Origin of the sequence: Aliikangiella coralliicola, from assembly GCF_007004725.1 — a bacterium.
Taxonomy (GTDB): Bacteria; Pseudomonadota; Gammaproteobacteria; order Enterobacterales; family Kangiellaceae; genus Aliikangiella; species Aliikangiella coralliicola.
Genome location: NZ_ML660161.1, coordinates 136,835 through 153,646 on the forward strand (window position 1 = coordinate 136,835; position 16,812 = coordinate 153,646).

12 protein-coding genes are annotated in these 16,812 nt (G+C 41.5%); 10 read left to right on the forward strand and 2 right to left on the reverse strand.

Annotated features, from left to right (window positions below):
• Positions 1-66: 66 nt before the first annotated feature.
• The 8 genes from FLL46_RS03575 to FLL46_RS03610 all read left to right on the forward strand — a co-directional run bounded on the left by FLL46_RS03575 (position 67) and on the right by FLL46_RS03610 (position 12,567).
• Positions 67-1,623 carry a sodium/sugar symporter gene (locus FLL46_RS03575; protein WP_142892070.1) on the forward strand — a complete coding sequence of 519 codons (1,557 nt, stop codon included), beginning with the start codon at positions 67-69 and terminating at the stop codon, positions 1,621-1,623.
• A 136-nt stretch (positions 1,624-1,759) separates the two neighbouring features.
• A complete protein-coding gene (locus FLL46_RS03580; RefSeq protein ID WP_142892071.1) occupies positions 1,760-2,461 on the forward strand; it encodes a FadR/GntR family transcriptional regulator in 702 nt (233 codons plus the stop codon).
• A gap of 163 nt (positions 2,462-2,624) precedes the next feature.
• Positions 2,625-3,389 (forward strand): SDR family NAD(P)-dependent oxidoreductase, encoded by a 765-nt coding sequence (locus FLL46_RS03585; RefSeq protein ID WP_142892072.1) that lies wholly within the window; start codon positions 2,625-2,627, stop codon positions 3,387-3,389.
• Complete coding sequence (locus FLL46_RS03590) at positions 3,386-4,291, forward strand: 2-dehydro-3-deoxygalactonokinase (RefSeq protein WP_142892073.1); 906 nt, start codon at positions 3,386-3,388, stop codon at positions 4,289-4,291. The genes FLL46_RS03585 and FLL46_RS03590 overlap by 4 nt, the downstream gene beginning before the upstream one ends.
• An 11-nt stretch (positions 4,292-4,302) precedes the next feature.
• Positions 4,303-4,941 (forward strand): 2-dehydro-3-deoxy-6-phosphogalactonate aldolase, encoded by a 639-nt coding sequence (locus FLL46_RS03595; RefSeq protein WP_142892074.1) that lies wholly within the window; start codon positions 4,303-4,305, stop codon positions 4,939-4,941.
• A gap of 19 nt (positions 4,942-4,960) precedes the next feature.
• Complete coding sequence (locus tag FLL46_RS03600) at positions 4,961-6,739, forward strand: IlvD/Edd family dehydratase (protein ID WP_246119261.1); 1,779 nt, start codon at positions 4,961-4,963, stop codon at positions 6,737-6,739.
• A gap of 429 nt (positions 6,740-7,168) precedes the next feature.
• Positions 7,169-12,103 (forward strand): M43 family zinc metalloprotease, encoded by a 4,935-nt coding sequence (locus FLL46_RS03605; protein WP_168204032.1) that lies wholly within the window; start codon positions 7,169-7,171, stop codon positions 12,101-12,103.
• Positions 12,104-12,216: 113 nt separating this feature from the next.
• Positions 12,217-12,567: a VOC family protein gene (locus FLL46_RS03610; RefSeq protein ID WP_168204033.1), complete on the forward strand. Its 351-nt coding sequence runs from the start codon at positions 12,217-12,219 to the stop codon at positions 12,565-12,567.
• A 102-nt stretch (positions 12,568-12,669) separates the two neighbouring features.
• On the opposite strand, the gene hppD is transcribed toward FLL46_RS03610, so the two are convergent.
• Positions 12,670-13,713, reverse strand: a complete 1,044-nt coding sequence (gene hppD, locus FLL46_RS03615) for a 4-hydroxyphenylpyruvate dioxygenase (RefSeq protein WP_142892078.1) — start codon at positions 13,711-13,713, stop codon at positions 12,670-12,672.
• Between the two features lie 17 nt (positions 13,714-13,730).
• The gene (locus FLL46_RS03620; protein WP_142892079.1) at positions 13,731-14,891 is read right to left on the reverse strand and encodes a homogentisate 1,2-dioxygenase; all 1,161 of its coding nucleotides are present in this window, start codon (positions 14,889-14,891) and stop codon (positions 13,731-13,733) included.
• 197 nt (positions 14,892-15,088) lie between these two features.
• Here FLL46_RS03620 and FLL46_RS03625 point away from each other — a divergent pair, with 197 nt between their 5' ends.
• Both FLL46_RS03625 and ftsY read left to right on the forward strand, forming a co-directional pair.
• The gene (locus FLL46_RS03625; protein ID WP_142892080.1) at positions 15,089-15,475 is read left to right on the forward strand and encodes a VOC family protein; all 387 of its coding nucleotides are present in this window, start codon (positions 15,089-15,091) and stop codon (positions 15,473-15,475) included.
• Positions 15,476-15,576: 101 nt separating this feature from the next.
• A complete protein-coding gene (gene ftsY, locus FLL46_RS03630) occupies positions 15,577-16,761 on the forward strand; it encodes a signal recognition particle-docking protein FtsY (RefSeq protein ID WP_142892081.1) in 1,185 nt (394 codons plus the stop codon).
• The last annotated feature ends 51 nt before the right edge of the window (positions 16,762-16,812 follow it).

Consider the following 16,812-nt stretch of genomic DNA (forward strand, 5'->3'; position numbering starts at 1 on the left):
TATAAAATATTTGTGGCGCAAATATAATAGGTTTGTATAAAAAACGTAAAAGGTTCGTGGTAGGGCATGGAACAACTTTCTTCATTAGATTTGGGTATTTTCGGCGGTTATATCGTTATTTTGATTGTGATCGCCTGGTTAGTGTCAAAAGAAAAGAAAGGGCATCAAAAAAATGCCAATGATTACTTTATGGCGAGTAATAGTTTGCCGTGGTGGGCAATTGGCTCGTCCTTGATCGCGGCCAATATTTCAGCTGAGCAAATTATCGGGATGTCGGGCTCTGGTTATGCCATTGGGCTTGCCATTGCCTCGTATGAGTGGATGGCAGCAATTACTTTGTTGATTGTTGGAAAATATTTTCTGCCGATATTTTTAAAGCAGAAAATCTATACGATGCCGCAATTTTTGGAGAAACGCTATGACAACAGGGTCAGGACAACATTAGCTGTCTTTTGGTTAGGTGTTTATGTTTTTGTTAATTTAACCTCAGTATTATGGCTGGGTGCATTGGCGATCAATACTATCACCGGCGTTGATATGGGTTATGGACTCTTATTTTTAGCGGTCTTGTCAATTACCTATTCACTATACGGAGGTCTTAAGGCGATTGCCTTTACCGATATTATCCAGGTTGTTGTTCTGGTATGCGGTGGGCTGTTATTAACTTATTTGTCGTTAGATTTGTTAGCCGAAGGGAATGGTGTACTGGCAGGATTTTCTGTACTGCTGGAAAAAAGCCCGGAAAAATTCGATATGATATTGAGTACTGATAACCCCCATTATATGAGCCTTCCAGGTATATCGGTGCTAGTCGGTGGAATGTGGGTTATGAACCTTTCCTACTGGGGATTTAACCAATATATTATTCAACGTACGCTGGCCGCGAAAAATTTGGCTGAAGCTCAAAAAGGCATTGTTTTTGCCTCTTTTCTTAAACTATTGATGCCCATTATCGTGGTATTACCGGGGATTGCGGCGTTTTCGTTAGCGCCTGGATTAGAACCGGCGGATAAAGCTTATCCTGAATTGATGAACCTGATGCCTTCTGGGATCAAAGGTCTTATTTTTGCGGCGTTGGTCGCTGCTATTGTTTCCTCACTAGGTTCGATGTCCAATAGCATTTCTACCATTTTTACAATGGATATATACGCTAATTACGCGAAAGACAAAGATGACAAACACTATTTGATGGTTGGCCGATTGATCAGTATTCTAGCGATGTTGATTGCGGTTATTTGCGCTAAACCATTGCTGGGAAATCTTGATCAGGCGTTTCAATATATTCAAGAGTTCACCGGATTTTTTACACCGGGAATTGTTGCATTATTTTTGGCGGGGATGTTCTGGAAACATGCGACAGCGAATGGTGCCTTGTTTTCGGCAATTGGCTCCGCGGTTTTCAGTTTTGTGTTAAAAATTTCTGTTCCCTGGTTGCCCTTTATCGACAGGGTCGGTGTTGTGTTTTTAGCGTGCGTCGCGACAATTATCATCGTTTCCAAAATTGAAAACAGGGCGCAAGATTCCTGGGTAACGAATTTAAACTATAAGACTTCCAAAGGCTATAATCTATCAACTGTGGCAGTGGTTTGTATATTAGGCGCACTCTATACTACCTGGTGGTAGGTTGTTAACAGCAAAGACAAGATTGCGATAACAGCGGGGGACGAGGATCTTTGAGTGAAAGTCTTTTTAGATCTGGCGCGTAACTACTATCTCAATTATGATACATATATTATTAAAAGTGATGTAATTCTAATCAATGATAAAAATGTCAGAGAGTCGTAACTTAACCCATTATTTGGTTAATGAACTGGGGTCGGCCATTGTTAAGGGAGACTATTCGATTGAGGATGGACTGCCTTCGGAAGCTGAAATATGCGAAAGATATGAAATCAGCCGAACAGCGACCCGAGAAGCGGTGAAGATGCTGTCGGCCAAGGGACTGATTGTATCTAGGCCGAAAAAGGGCATCACCATTCAAGCGAAAGAGAAATGGAATATGTTTGACACTGATGTGTTGAACTGGATTCTGATGAGCACGCCCAGTCTGGAGTCTTTGCGCGATTTTACTCAGCTTCGCCTGGCGATTGAGCCTGAGGCGGCTTCTCTGGCGGCGAAAACTGCCAATGAGTCTGATATCAAGCGTATCGAAACCGCACTCTTTAGAATGAGAAAGGCCGAAGAAGGCCTGGATGATGCGCTTGACGCTGACATTGAGTTTCATTCCAGTCTGTTACTGGCTAGCCAGAACCCATTTTTCATTCAATTAAGAAGCTTTATTGAAACAGCTCTCAGGGTCAGCATTCGTTTTACCAATCAGTTGAAAGGGGTTCCCACTGCCAATTTCAGCGATCACAATGCGATCTTTCTAGCCGTTGTGGCGCGAGATCCTGAAAAAGCCCATGCTGCGAGTCGCAAAATACTGATTGAAGCCTTGGACTTAATCGAGCATCAATTGTAAAGGTTAATAAAAATCTGGACTGTTTTTGATGAGTCCAGACGAAATAATTCATTCTTTATACCAACTTTAATGACACTTTCAAAAAGATCATTGTGAGTCTTTTTGAATATATTGTATTATATATAGTATGTTTTATGCAAAGTACTGTTCTCGGGAGTATTAGATGACGGTTTCTTCTTATTCTGATTTGGCGGGTTGTAATGTGCTAATTACCGGGGGAGGGTCTGGTATTGGTGCTTGTTTGGTAGAGAGTTTTTGTGCACAAGGCGCGAATGTCGCTTTTGTTTCAATCGACAAAGAGAATTCTGAAAGCTTGTGCCATAAAGTCAATCAGCGAGTTGGCGTGTCTCCCTTATTTATCGAATGCGACATTGCTGATGTTGAGACTTTGAATGAATCGATAAAATTGATCATCAGCAAAATTGGTGAAATCGATATTCTCATCAACAATGCGGCGAATGACGCTCGCCACAACTTGGAAAACTTCACTGCACAACAATGGGATGAAAGTTTAAACGTGAACCTTCGTCCGCACTTTTTTACTGCACAAGCTGTTACTCAGGGGATGAAAAAAAAGCAGGGTGGCAGCATCATTAATATTGGATCGAATTCGGCGTTACTTGGGCTGTCAGGTTATCCCGCTTACGTTGCGGCTAAAGCAGGGATCGTCGGCCTCAGCAAAGCTTTGGCGCGCGAGTTAGGTAGCGACGGTATTCGAGTCAATACGCTCATTCCTGGCTGGGTAATGACTGAAAAACAACGCAAACTTTGGGCGACTCCGGAAGCTGTGGAGCAATGTCTCGCAGAGCAATGCTTACAATCGACAATATCTGAACAAGACGTTGCGAATGCAGCGCTGTTTTTGGCATCGACGGCTTCCAAAATGATTACCGGGCAGATGATCGTTGTTGATGGTGGTAGAGCGTGAGTCGATTGATCGCAGTCGATTGGGGGTCGTCGAGTTTCAGAGCCTACTTAGTGGAGTCGACCGGAAAATTACTTGATACGATAAAAAGTGATCAGGGAATTTTTAATCTGACTCGCGACGACATTGAGACTTGTTTTAAAAGCCAATGTGCATCTTGGCTTGATAAATTTCCCCAGGCCGGTGTTTTAATGTCGGGAATGGTCGGCAGCAGGAACGGCCTAAAAGAAACGCAATATTTACCAACACCTTGTAGTGCCAAGACGATATCTTTAGCTCTGGAAAGTGTCGAGTTATTCGATAGATCAGTCAAGATTGTTCCAGGTTTATGTTTTATCGAAGACGAAAAAACGTCAGATGTGATGCGGGGAGAAGAAGTTCAAATACTTGGCGCTGTTAACAAATTATCGAATGATTGTGAGCTAATTTGTTTGCCGGGTACTCATAGTAAATGGGCCGTTGTAGAAGATGGAAAAATTCGTCGGTTCTCAACTTTTGCTTCAGGTGAAATGTATTCCACGTTACTTTCTTTAGATCTTTTTAAAGGGATTATTTTTTCAAAAAGCTTTGATAAAGAATCCTTTCAGAAGGGACTTGATGCAAGCTTTCAAACTGCAGGGTTTCTCAATTCAATTTTTTCTGGACGTGTAAAGTTGCTTTCCGGCGAACTCGATGACATACATCTGTCTTCCTATCTTTCGGGAGTGATTATTGGTTACGAGATTCTGTCCGCCACCAAAATATATTCGAGTAATTCCAAAGTCGTTATTGTTGGCAGTCATTACCTTCAGGAGCTTTACACACTAGCTTTTTCACACTTTAATATTGAGAGTTTTTGCTTAGAGCCAGACACAACTTATGTGTCTGGTATCTACTCACTTGCAAAACAAAATAATTATTTTTAAAAGTCAGTTTAATGATGAAACTTAATGAAATAAATGATGCACCAATCGTCGCAATTTTACGGCACTTATCACCAAGCACGGCTGTTGATGTGATGAATGTTTTGATTGATAGCGGGATCAAAATTATTGAAGTACCACTGAATTCTCAAGATGCTATTTTATCCATCGAAAAAATGAGTAACTCAATCAACAATGAAGCAATTGTCGGTGCGGGAACGGTCATTTCAGAATCTCAAGTTGAAGCGGTTCATAATGCAGGTGGAAGGATAATCGTTTCTCCTAATTACAACCCAAATGTCATTCAAAAAACGAAATTATTGAATATGGTATCGATGCCCGGTTGTGGAACTTCATCTGAAATTTTCAACGCATTGGAAGCGGGCGCCGATGCGATAAAGTTATTTCCAGCTGAAACGCTTCCACCAAGTTGGGTTAAGGCAATGAATGTGGTGTTGCCTCAAAACACACAATGTTTTGTTGTGGGAGGTGTTAGTGAAAAAAATATGGGTCAGTATATGAAAGCGGGTGCTTTTGGATTTGGCATTGGCAGTTCACTGTATAAGCCTGGTATGTCATTAGCAGAAATAAAAAACAACGCAACCAGGATAATGACTGCTTATCGCAAAGCAAAAAGTGAAATGTCGCAGTGATGGTATGAAGGATAAACAAATGAGTTTGAAAAAGAAGTTACGTAGTAGAGATTGGTTTGATGATCCACTCAATCCCGGCATGACCGCACTGTATCTGGAGCGTTACTTGAACTATGGACTAACAGTTGAAGAGCTTCAGTCAGCAAGACCAATTATTGGCATTGCCCAAACGGGTTCTGATCTTGTTCCCTGTAATCGAAGTCATGTTGAAATGGCTAAGAGAATTAAAGATGGTGTTAGAGATGCAGGTGGCATTGCCATTGAATTTCCTGTTCATCCAATACAGGAAACCGGAAGAAGACCGACTGCCGCATTAGATCGAAATTTACAATGTATTTCACTGATCGAAATTCTTCATGGCTATCCTTTAGATGCTGTGGTGTTAACAACAGGTTGTGATAAAACAACGCCCGCATTATTGATGGCTGCGGCAAGTGTTAATTTACCTTCAATCGCTTTTTCTTGTGGGCCAATGCTTAACGGCGACTATAAAGGAAGGTGCGTTGGTTCAGGAACCGTGATCTGGGAAGCAAGAAAAGCCCATTCGAAAGGTGAAATTGACTATGAGGAATTTATTTCTCTGGTTGCTGGCTCTGCGCCTTCGGCTGGCCATTGTAATACGATGGGAACCGCGTTAACGATGAACTGTCTGGCAGAAGCCTTGGGCATGATGCTGCCGGGAAGTGCAAGTATTCCAGCGCCCTATCGCGAAAGAGCACAGATGGCATATCATACCGGAAAAAGAATTGTTGAAATGGTGCACGAAGATTTAACGCCGGATAAAATTTTAACCAGGGAAGCATTCGAAAATTCAATTGTCACTTGCTCTGCAATTGGCGGCTCTACCAATGCCCCGGTGCATATCAATGCGATTGCCAAACACGCCGGTGTGGAATTAGATATTCAGGACTGGCAATCATATGGACAGAAAGTACCCCAGTTGGTTAACTGCCAACCGGTTGGCAAATACTTGAGTGAGGACTTTCATAAAGCGGGTGGTTTGTCCGCAGTGATGAAAACACTTGTCGATAATCAACTTGTTAACCCGACGACAGTCACGGTAACGGGTAAAACACTCGCTGAAAACTACCAACATTCTCTAGTGATCAACGAGGATGTTATTAAGCCTTTGGAGAAGCCTGTTAATTCAGACGCAGGTTTGATGGTATTGAGTGGAAATTTGTTTGATTCTGCAATTATGAAAACATCAGCAATCACGCAAGAATTTAAAGCTCGGTACTTGTCCAATAGCGATAACCCTAATGTGTTTACTGGTAATGTGATTGTTTTCAATGGTCCGGAACATTACCACCGTGATATAGAAAACCCTGAACTGAAAATTGATGAAAATTCAATTTTGGTGATGCGATATGCCGGTCCAATCGGCTATCCCGGTTCTGCAGAGGTAGTTAACATGCAGCCGCCAGGATACCTGTTAAAAAAAGGAATTAGCGCCTTACCAACAATCGGTGATGGAAGACAAAGTGGAACTTCTGGTTCGCCATCAATTCTCAACTGTTCACCTGAAGCTGCAAGAGGAGGTGGTTTAGCACTTTTGAAAAATGGTGATAAAGTTAAAATCGATTTGAATAACCATCGAGTCGATGCATTGCTGAGTGAAGATGAATTGAGGTCGCGATATGATGCGCTTAAGGAAAAGCAACTCTATCCTGAAAGCCAGACCTGGTGGCAAGAAATTTATAAAGAGAATGTATCCGATCTCGCTGATGGTGCGGTGTTTGAGCGGATGGTTAAGTATCGTAATATATCCAAAGGGTTACCGCGTCATTCTCACTAGCTCAGAAAAATCATTTATTTTGGTGAATTGACTTAGGCTGTCAGTGCTAAGTCATTTTTCCATGACTAATTCCACGCCTGTTTTCTTCCCTTATTGAACGAACCTGTTCCGCCAATCTCCCTTGATTTTCATGACACAGTTATCACTCTATTTTAAAGAACGCCCTTTAATAATCTTATTTATAGTATAAATATTGCAAAATAAGTGCTTCAACATTAATATTTCACTCGAACTCGCAGAATGTTCTTCGAAATCAGTTAGTAAGGTCAAACTAAGTCGTGAAATAGCCTGGTTGTTTACTGGTATACACGAAGCAATTGCTTTTCAGGTATGAACAACATGCTGTGGATACTCAGTGAAGTAGAGAAAAGAGCGCAGTTACATTTACCAATAAATAATATTTATTCGAATAATAATAAGGGGCCAGTTATGAAAGTTTTATTTGGCCGATTGGTTTCGACAGTTTTGTTGATATCAATCGCCTCGCCATTTGTCGAAAGTCGAAATATGTTGTCGCACACATCGGTCACTGATTCATGTGGTACTGATCATGTTATGTCGCAGTTTTATCAGCGATACCCGATGGAATATGAAAATGCAAAGCAATATCGAAAGGAGTCAATGAGAAAACTAAAACAAAACAGTAATGTGCCAGATATTTATACTATTCCCGTGGTGTTCCATGTTTTTGGACGGGAATATAATGGTGGCACCCAAGTTGATTATGAGCGAGTGTTGGAAGCTTTAGTAAAAACAAACGAAGATTTCCAGGGATTGGCGGAAGACTGGGACGAAGTAAAAACTGATTGGGGTGGAGAAAAACAAAAGTTAGATATCCAATTTAAATTAGCTACCATCGATCCTGTGGGCAACCCAACAACAGGCGTAATTTTTCACCCAAAGTTGTCGGGGTTTGGTCACGGTCAAGGATATGACGAGCAAATTCAAAAACATGCCTGGGATAATTATCGGTATATGAATGTTTATATCATGAACGATTTGTATAACGATGGCGTTCTTAATAATTCAGGCGTGGCATGGTATCCAAGTGTCACTATGTCTGATAGTAACTTAGCAAGGGTTGTTTATAACGGCAGCTATCTTGGTTCCAACACTAACGAAAATTTTCGATCAGTTTTAACTCATGAGTTTGGACACTGGGTCGACCTTCCTCATACTTTCAATGGCGGTTGTAATGTCGCAAATGAAGAGAATAATCTATGTGAATCCACCGGTGACTATGTTTGTGATACGCCACAACAAGATAATTCCGGGCTAGGTGAAGGCGACTTAAACTGTGCTGACAAAGTTATCAATTGGCAAAATTTTATGGACTACACCAGTCAATATGCCAATTTTACTCAAGGCCAGGTAGATAGAATGCTAGCTGCGCTTCAGCATCCCGCGCGGGTAACATTATGGAGCGATGAAAACATTGCTGCTACCGGCGCATTAGCGACACCACAACCGAATGTCATTTTATCGAATAGTCGTCTTGATGAAGATTTCCTTAATGATGGCTCTTTTAACCAAGCGATCCAGCTTGAAGCTGTTTTGGGAGCCAGGTTTGCGGCGGATAACGGAGCGCTGATTGAAGGGACTGATTATGTTGTGACGGGGCTACCTGCTGGCCTGTCATTATCAATCAACCTGCAAAGCAATACCGCGGCAGTTTTGACAATCAATGGAAATGCCCAGAGTCATGAACAGATTAACTCAGGAAGTTTTTCTCTAAGTTGGCTAGACGGTGCAATTGAAGGTGGTCTCGACTCTATTTCCGACCCACAGTCAACGCTTCAATTTAATTTTGCCGATGCTTATCAAGGATATGATCACCATGCACCGACGGTTAGCTGGGGTGGTTACACTCATATTACCAACGTGCAGTTTGTGACAATTAATAATGATACGACTGAGGAAACTTACGCAGATTATACCGCTACTGAAATCGCCGATGTAGCAGAAGGAGACTCGCACTCACTTTCAATCACACTGAACAAAGGCAATAGTGGAGAGAACGATACCAATCGAATTCGCGTGTGGGCTGACTGGAACGGTGATTTTGTTTTTGCTGATAACGAGTTGGTCGCCTCTCACGAAGTCATGATAAGTGAGTTTTCTGGTGATGAATATGCCTACTCAACCATGATCAATATTCCGCATTTTAGCAATACCGATAAGAATGTTGGGCTACGTGTGATGGTTCATTATTTAAATGGAGATGATGGGGACTCTGCGTATGGAAATCTGGATTCTGGAGATGTAGAAGATTACGGTATTAACATCGCCGCTGAAACTTCTTCCGTTGTCGCTGAATTCGGTGTCGATAATTTTAGTAAGCACATCAACAATGTTTTTACTTTTTCAGATTTGTCGATATCAGATAACACTATTACTCAATGGCAGTGGACTTTTGAGGGCGGCACTCCTGAAACTTCAACAGAACAACAACCCGCTGTTGTTTTTCGAGGCGAAGGCCAATTCGACGTGACTTTAACTGTCACAGATGCTTCCGGCAACTCTCATACCACGACTAAGCAAAACTTTATTCAACCCTATTTTGCGCCACAATGTAAACCGACGGCAAACTGGTGGGGCTACGCCCATGTTGCAGGTGTCAAATTTATTGATATTGATAACACGCCCGGTGATACCAAGGGAAATGGTTATACACCTTACTACAACGAATTTTTTACTGCGGCAAATAGTGGTGAAACTTATCCTTTAACGATTTACAGTAATTCTGGTGATTCAGATTCGGATTATCAGCGAACACGTGCATGGTTTGATTGGAATGGCGATGGTATTTACAGTGATGAAGAAGCTGTTCTCGATCATCGTTTTAAGGCAACAGAAAAGCATACTTCAGTTGCCGTTAATGCAGATATATTAATCCCTGACAATGCAGTCAGCGGAAAAATAATGATGAGAATACTCAATGCCTTTGGTGGATATGACAATCAGGGAACATGGGGAGATACCGCTTGTGATAATTTAGACAGTGGGGAATATGAAGACTACGCAGTCTTTATTGATGAAGATATTTCTCATCTCAACTCACTTAACTATTCAACTGATTATTTCAGCGAAGCGTTTATTAATAATGGTACTTTTGAGAATAATGAAGTCGTCATTAGCACAGTAGCTAACGCTCGGTTTGCTCGCTCTAGTGGAGCATTAGAGCAAGGCGCAGACTATGTCATTAATGGGTTGCCACAGGGGATTACTGCGACCATTACGCTAAATAGCCAAACATCCGCCACGCTTATTTTTAGCGGTGCTGCTGAGGCAAATGAACAAACTGATAATGTCGTTGCAACTTTAACCTGGCTAGACCCTGCACTAGCGGGTGGTACTGCAAGTATCAGCGAATCCACTCAGGACTTTCAATTCAGTTTTATTGATGCGTATACCAGTTATGATCACGATTACCCAGACATCTCTTACTGTTGTTATATCACCACGTCAAATGTGCGCTTTGGAACGGTAGACCACGCATCTGAAAATGAAAACTATAGCAATTTAACTGAATCAATGAGCTCAACTTTCGAACAAGGGGACTCATTTGAAATAGAAGTGACAGTGACACCGGGCGCTGGTGGACCTAACGATAACAACCGTGTTCGAATTTGGGCTGATTGGAATGGCGATTATGTCTTTTCAGAAAACGAATTAGTTTATTCTGAAGTCATCAATAATTCTCAAATGGTCGATGGAAAATATGTCGTTAGAGCGACGATCAATATCCCACATTATGCAGTGACGGATCGACAAATTGGTTTGCGTATTGTGACCCACTATCTTGATGGTGTCGGCGGCGAAACTGCATATTCTCAACTCGATTCTGGAGAAACCGAGGATTATGGTCTGTTTATTGAAAGTTCGGGACTAACGACAATTGCTGATTTCGCTGTGGATAATGTGGCTGTGCTGATTCGTCACCCGGTTAATTTCAATGACCTGTCGAGTTCTGAAGACACTATTGAAACATGGGATTGGACTTTCTCTGGTGGCACTCCTGAGAGTTATCAGGGAGAGACTCCACCGCCAATTGTCTACAATGCGCCTGGTGTTTATCCTGTTTCACTAACGGTGACTGATTCAGAAGAAGTTTCGCATACGACAACAAAAGAAAATTTGATTACCGCCAAGTTTGCACCGAGTTGTGTCGGAGCAGCAGAGTGGGCTGTATATGGACATATTTCTGGGTTGGTTTTCGCCGATATTGAAAATGTCGAAACAAATAATACCAATACTGGACATAGCTCCTATCTGGAAGAATTTTCAACTGAAGTCATGGTTGGAAGTAGTTATCAATTAGTTGTCCACGCCAATTCGGGTAGCGGAAAGAATAATGATTCTCAACGATTTAAAGTGTGGATTGATTGGAATGGAAACGGAGAGCTTGAAGAGTCTGAAGTTATTCATAATGAAACATTTACCGCAGCAGATGAAGGAGAGTCGTTGCAGTTAACCACTGATGTTGCAATTCCTGATTCAGCGGTCACTGGTCTAGTCATCATGCGTGTCATGGTCGCTTATAACGACGCGGCGAGTGATGAAGGGGCTTGTGCAACCTTAGATAGTGGAGAATTTGAAGATTATGCCTTGGTAGTTAAAACCGATGAAAACAATCAAAATTACGGTCGATTAATGCTTTCCGATAGTAGTTTCGAACTACGCGAAAATATTGATTCGAGTGTTACCCTTTCGATAAGCCGTACTGGTGGAAGTGATGGAGAAACTAAAGCTGATTTCAATGTTGGAAATGCTCGTGTTCAATTGGATCAGCAGAGTTTAGTCTGGGCAAGTGGCGAACAAAATAGTCAGGCATTGACAATTAATTTTATCAATGATGATTCAAACCAGGGAAATGAAATGGTTGATCTGATGGTTTACCAAATGGTTAATGATAATTTGATAGAAGAGCAGCAAGTGAGCCTTACTTTGCTTGATGATGAAAGTAACCAAGCTCCGACAATTGATTTACCAGATGACTTTGAAGTCGAAGTTTCTAAGCCCGTCGAAATAACAGCGCAGGTCAACGACGCAGAAGACGAAACTGTGACTATGCTCTGGGCGCAAACTGCGGGAAGTGATATTAACTTTGAAGGAGAATCAACGACGAGCATTCGTTTTGATGCACCGTCGGCAGAAGAAGAGCTTGAATTCAAATTAACTGTGACTGATAGTTTTAATGTTGTTACTGAACAATCGATTCGAGTGAAGGTTGTAAAACCATCAAGTGATGATGGAGGGGGCGATGATAGTGGAGATGAAGATAGCAGTAGCGGTGGTGGTTCTTTCTACTGGATGATCCTTTTACTTTTATTTACCACGATTTCCAGAAAATTTAAAAGATAAATCGATACAGGCCAGTTTTAGTTGGCCATCAAATATCACAACACTAAAAAAGCGAGTTTTAAAACTCGCTTTTTTGTACTATTTTTATTAAAAATAATTCTGGGAGGCATCGGGTGGCTAAAATAACTCATGTTGATATCGCCGGTATTGATGGCGGAAAACTAAAATCGTTCTACGGCGATCTTTTTGATTGGAATATTACTCGTCGTGATATTCCAACATTCGATTACTATGATATTGAAACCGAAGGCGAACTAACAGCAGGTATTAGACATGAACCCGAGGGAAGGGCGGAAATAACCATCTACATTGAAGTGGATGACGTTGAGGCCTATGTTGAAAAAGCTAAGTCTCTTGGTGTTAATATTCGCATTCCACCGATGCAATATGGTGATTTGAAATTTGCAGTTATTGAAGATCCAGAAAAAAATCCGGTGGGCTTAACTCAGGCGAAAAGTAATTGAGACTTTGCCAGGTTTTAAGTAAAAATTGAATTCGGCAATCTTGGGGTGAGAATAAAAAGGGCTGAAAAAATCAGCCCTTTTATAGTCGTAAACTAGGTTAACTTAGATTACGCCGCGCTTTTCTTGATCTCTTTCGATCGATTCGAACAACGCCTGAAAGTTACCTTCACCAAAACCTCGGTCATTTTCACGCTGAATCATTTCGATAAAAATTGGACCGAATAAATTTTTCGTGAAAATCTGAAGCAGGTAAGTATTGTCAGCCTGGCTGTCAACAAGGATCTGATGCTGTTTGATTTTTTCCTTGTCTTCTTTTACCCAAGGAACCCGCTCCCAAATAGTGTCGTAGTACTCAGGAATAATATCCAGAGTTTCGATGTACGAGCCTTTTAGCGCGTCGCATGAAGCAACTAGATCGCGAGTTCTAAACGCTAAATGTTGAACGCCGGGACCATCATAAATATCAAGATACTCGTCAATCTGGTTGTTATTGTCATCTTTCCCTTCGTTAATTGGAATACAGAAGGTGCCACACGGACTTTGAAGTGCGTAAGACAATAATGCTGTTTTAACACCTTTAATATCAAAGTAACGAATTTCTTCAAAGCCGAATACTTGCTTATAAAAGTTAGACCAGGTTTCCATCGTTCCTTTATAAACATTATTGGTCAGATGATCGATTTCGATAAACCCTTTATCTTCCTGAATAATTGGATCATCCAGATCTTCAAACGCTGAATTCCAGATAGAGTTTTCGCCTTCATGCTGATCGATAAAGTAAATTAAACTATCACCAATGCCATAGATTGCAGGGTATGGAAAATCAGTTTCTTCAGCTGGTTTTGCACCGCGTTTTACTGCTTCAGCTTTAGCAAATTCTGCGTCGTCAACTTTCCAACCCATTGAAGAAATTGCTGGGCCATGAGCTTTGGTAAATTCAGCAGAAAAGCCTTTTTTCTCGGCGTTAAGTAAAAAGTGGATATCGTTTTGCTTGTAGTAAGTTATATCCTTTCCTTTATGCTTTTTTATTTTCGAAAAGCCAAAATCCATAAAAACATCATGCATGAATTTTGTATCTTCTGAACAAAATTCGGTGAAGCTGATGCCACGTAACTTCAGTGGATTTTCTTGTACATTCTCAGTCATTATTAATCTCCGGTAAACTAATTTTCTAACCAGCTTTGGTTGTAATCTTGTTCCATGCAGTCGTGGAAATGGTTGGTGGTTTTTAATGGATTAAATGTATCAACCATTACTGCATATTCATAAGTTTCTTTCTTGCCAATTGATGCTTCTGTTTTTCCTGGCTGCGGGCCGTGAGGAACACCTTTTTTGTGCAGTGTAATTGAGCCTGGCTCTATGCCGGTTCGGCTCATAAAGTCTCCTTCAACATAGTAAAGAATTTCCTCACTGTCGATATTCGTATGATAATACGGCGCAGGAATTGACTCTGGGTGAAAATCATAAAGCCTTGGCACAAAATTACAGACGACAAAATTATGAGCGGTAAAAACTAAGTGATCACTTGGTGGAAGATGAATTTTTCCAACTTTTGGGGCGTAATCGTCGATATTGAATGCCCAAGGGTAACAAGCACCGTCCCAACCGACTAGATCGTAGGGGTGCCATTTTAAAATGTTTTTCTGGTATTTTTCACCGTACTTGATAATCAGGGAAAATTCGCCTCTTTCGACAGTCTTTTCCTGAAGTTCCGGTGTGCGAATGTCCCGTTCACAATAGGGAGCGCTCTCAAGCAGTTGTCCTGTTGGTGTTCGAAAGTGCTTGGGGATTGATACCATCGTTGGTGACTCGATAACAAATAATCGAACTGAGTCATAGCTATCAAACTTGAGTTGATAAGTTGTTCCCTTAGGTACGATCAGATAATCCCATTTTTTTATTTCGATATTGCCGTATTCAGAGGTTAATGTCCCAGTGCCTTCATGGACAAAAATGATTTCATCGGCATAAGCATTTCGGTAGAAGTCGTCAGTATCTTCGGTAACATTTGCAGTGTACATAGCCACGTCATTGTTGAATACCTGATTACGTCTTGCTGTAAAGAAGTTACCCTGACTCTCGCAACGTTGAGTATGAACTTTGTAGTTTTGCAATAATGCATCTTTCCACTCTCTGCCGTGATTAACTTCATAAGGCTCTACCCGTAAAACCTTAGTTGGCATATTGTGGTGGTATTTATTTGAGTAAATATTGGAAAATCCGTGTGTAGAGAACAATTCTTCACGATATAGCTCACCATCTTCACGGTAAAAAGTGATATGGCGTTTTGACGGAATTTTTCCCTGCTTTATATAAAAAGGCATATGAATAACCCTAACAACATTGTGGATTTAAATAACAGGGAAAGGATACCGTCATAAACAAACAAAAAAAAGGATATTCTTTTTACTAAAACAATCTAAAATTTAGATTGTTATCTCTTTGTGAATTGAATCATCTTGCTTAGCCCGCTGATTTCAACTAAGTTTTTTGCTTCTACCAGAGAACAAAGGAATTAAGCATGGCTAAAATACTCGGTTTAGGTGGCGTTTTCTTTAAATCAAAAGACCCTGAAAACTTGGCCAAGTGGTACCAAAAGTGGCTGAATATGGAGATGGCTTTTCCTTATGGCATGAGTTTTAAGCCAGAGGCTATTCCAGAGAACGGCTATCAGGTATGGGGAGCATTCAAGCAAGAGACTGAATATTTCATGCCCGGTAGCAAAGATTATATGTTCAATCTGATGGTTGATGATCTGGATGCCATGCTTGAACAACTGAAACCTAGCGGCTGCCAAATCATGGCTGACACTGAAAAAAGCGAATATGGCTATTTTGGATGGTTTATTGATCCTGATGGAAATAAAGTCGAACTTTGGCAACCTCCTGAGAAGCCGCCGTCTGAATAATGCGCTGTTGCTTGATAATAGTCACCAGGTGGATATAGTCGGACAAAGGATAAAGTGGTAGCATATCGCCAGTTTTTAATCTGTAGGTGGAAGTGAAATACATGTCCGACAAATCACCGGGGAAAAAGGGGCTGTTTGGCTGGTTTGGTGGCAAAAAAAGTACCAAATCAGAAGAGCCGTCAGAACAAGAGGTCGCTTCTAAAGAACCTGATGGCGAGCTTCCTGTAACTGAAGACACACTATCAGCGGATGAGAGCTCATCTGTCAAAGAACCGATTTCGAGTGTAACTGAGAACGCAGAAACGGAAATTCCTCCAGCTCAAAGTGAAGTAGAAACGCCTGCAGAGCAACCCACGAAGACGCCGAAAGTTTCTTTCTTCCAGCGACTAAAGCAAGGCCTGTCGAAAACCCGCTCACAATTTTCAGAGGGACTTGCGAATCTAGTTCTCGGGCAAAAAGAAATTGACGAGGATATCCTTGAAGAAGTTGAAACGCTGCTGTTAATGGCCGATGTCGGCGTTGATACCACTAGCAGAATTATTGAAGATTTGACCGACAAAGCCAATCGAAAAGAGCTTAAGGATACCAGCGCGTTAACCCAGCGTTTAAAAGAGCTTCTGTTAGAAATTGTTGAGCCTGTACAGGCTCCACTGAATATTCCACAGCAAGATTCTCCATTTGTGATTTTAATGGTTGGCGTTAACGGTGTGGGTAAAACAACGACGATTGGAAAGTTAGCCCACCAATTCCAAGCACAGGGAAATTCAGTCATGTTAGCTGCGGGTGATACTTTCCGTGCTGCGGCAGTCGAGCAGTTAAAGGCTTGGGGCGAACGTAATCAAGTTCCGGTTGTTGCGCAACATACAGGGGCCGATAGTGCGTCGGTGATTTATGATGCGGTTGAAGCCGCAAAGGCCCGTAATATTGATATCGTCATCGCTGATACTGCCGGAAGGTTGCATAACAAAAGCAATTTGATGGAAGAGCTCAGTAAAGTTAAACGGGTGATGGGAAAGGTTGATGCAACCGCGCCGCATGAAGTAATGCTAGTCGTGGATGCCGGTACTGGGCAAAATGCACTGGTACAGGCGACGGAATTCAATAAGTCTGTCGCGTTGAATAGTGTTACTATCACTAAGTTAGATGGTACAGCCAAGGGCGGTGTTGTGTTTGCTTTAGCAGACAAGATGAAATTACCGATTCGCTATATCGGGGTAGGGGAAAGTAAAGAGGACTTACGCGCTTTTAATGCGGCGGATTTTATTGAGGCTTTATTTGAACAATAATCATTTGCTTGCCGCTACTTGGAACAATAAATCGGACGCCAAACAACGCGT

Coding starts and splice junctions, on each gene's coding strand:
- FLL46_RS03600 (WP_246119261.1), top strand. CDS start 4,961: ATGAGTTTGAAAAAGAAGTTACGTAGTAGAGATTGGTTTGATGATCCA.
- FLL46_RS03605 (WP_168204032.1), top strand. CDS start 7,169: ATGAAAGTTTTATTTGGCCGATTGGTTTCGACAGTTTTGTTGATATCA.
- FLL46_RS03625 (WP_142892080.1), top strand. CDS start 15,089: ATGGCTAAAATACTCGGTTTAGGTGGCGTTTTCTTTAAATCAAAAGAC.
- FLL46_RS03620 (WP_142892079.1), bottom strand. CDS start 14,891: ATGCCTTTTTATATAAAGCAGGGAAAAATTCCGTCAAAACGCCATATC.
- FLL46_RS03595 (WP_142892074.1), top strand. CDS start 4,303: ATGATGAAACTTAATGAAATAAATGATGCACCAATCGTCGCAATTTTA.
- FLL46_RS03575 (WP_142892070.1), top strand. CDS start 67: ATGGAACAACTTTCTTCATTAGATTTGGGTATTTTCGGCGGTTATATC.
- hppD (WP_142892078.1), bottom strand. CDS start 13,713: ATGACTGAGAATGTACAAGAAAATCCACTGAAGTTACGTGGCATCAGC.
- ftsY (WP_142892081.1), top strand. CDS start 15,577: ATGTCCGACAAATCACCGGGGAAAAAGGGGCTGTTTGGCTGGTTTGGT.
- FLL46_RS03585 (WP_142892072.1), top strand. CDS start 2,625: ATGACGGTTTCTTCTTATTCTGATTTGGCGGGTTGTAATGTGCTAATT.
- FLL46_RS03580 (WP_142892071.1), top strand. CDS start 1,760: ATGATAAAAATGTCAGAGAGTCGTAACTTAACCCATTATTTGGTTAAT.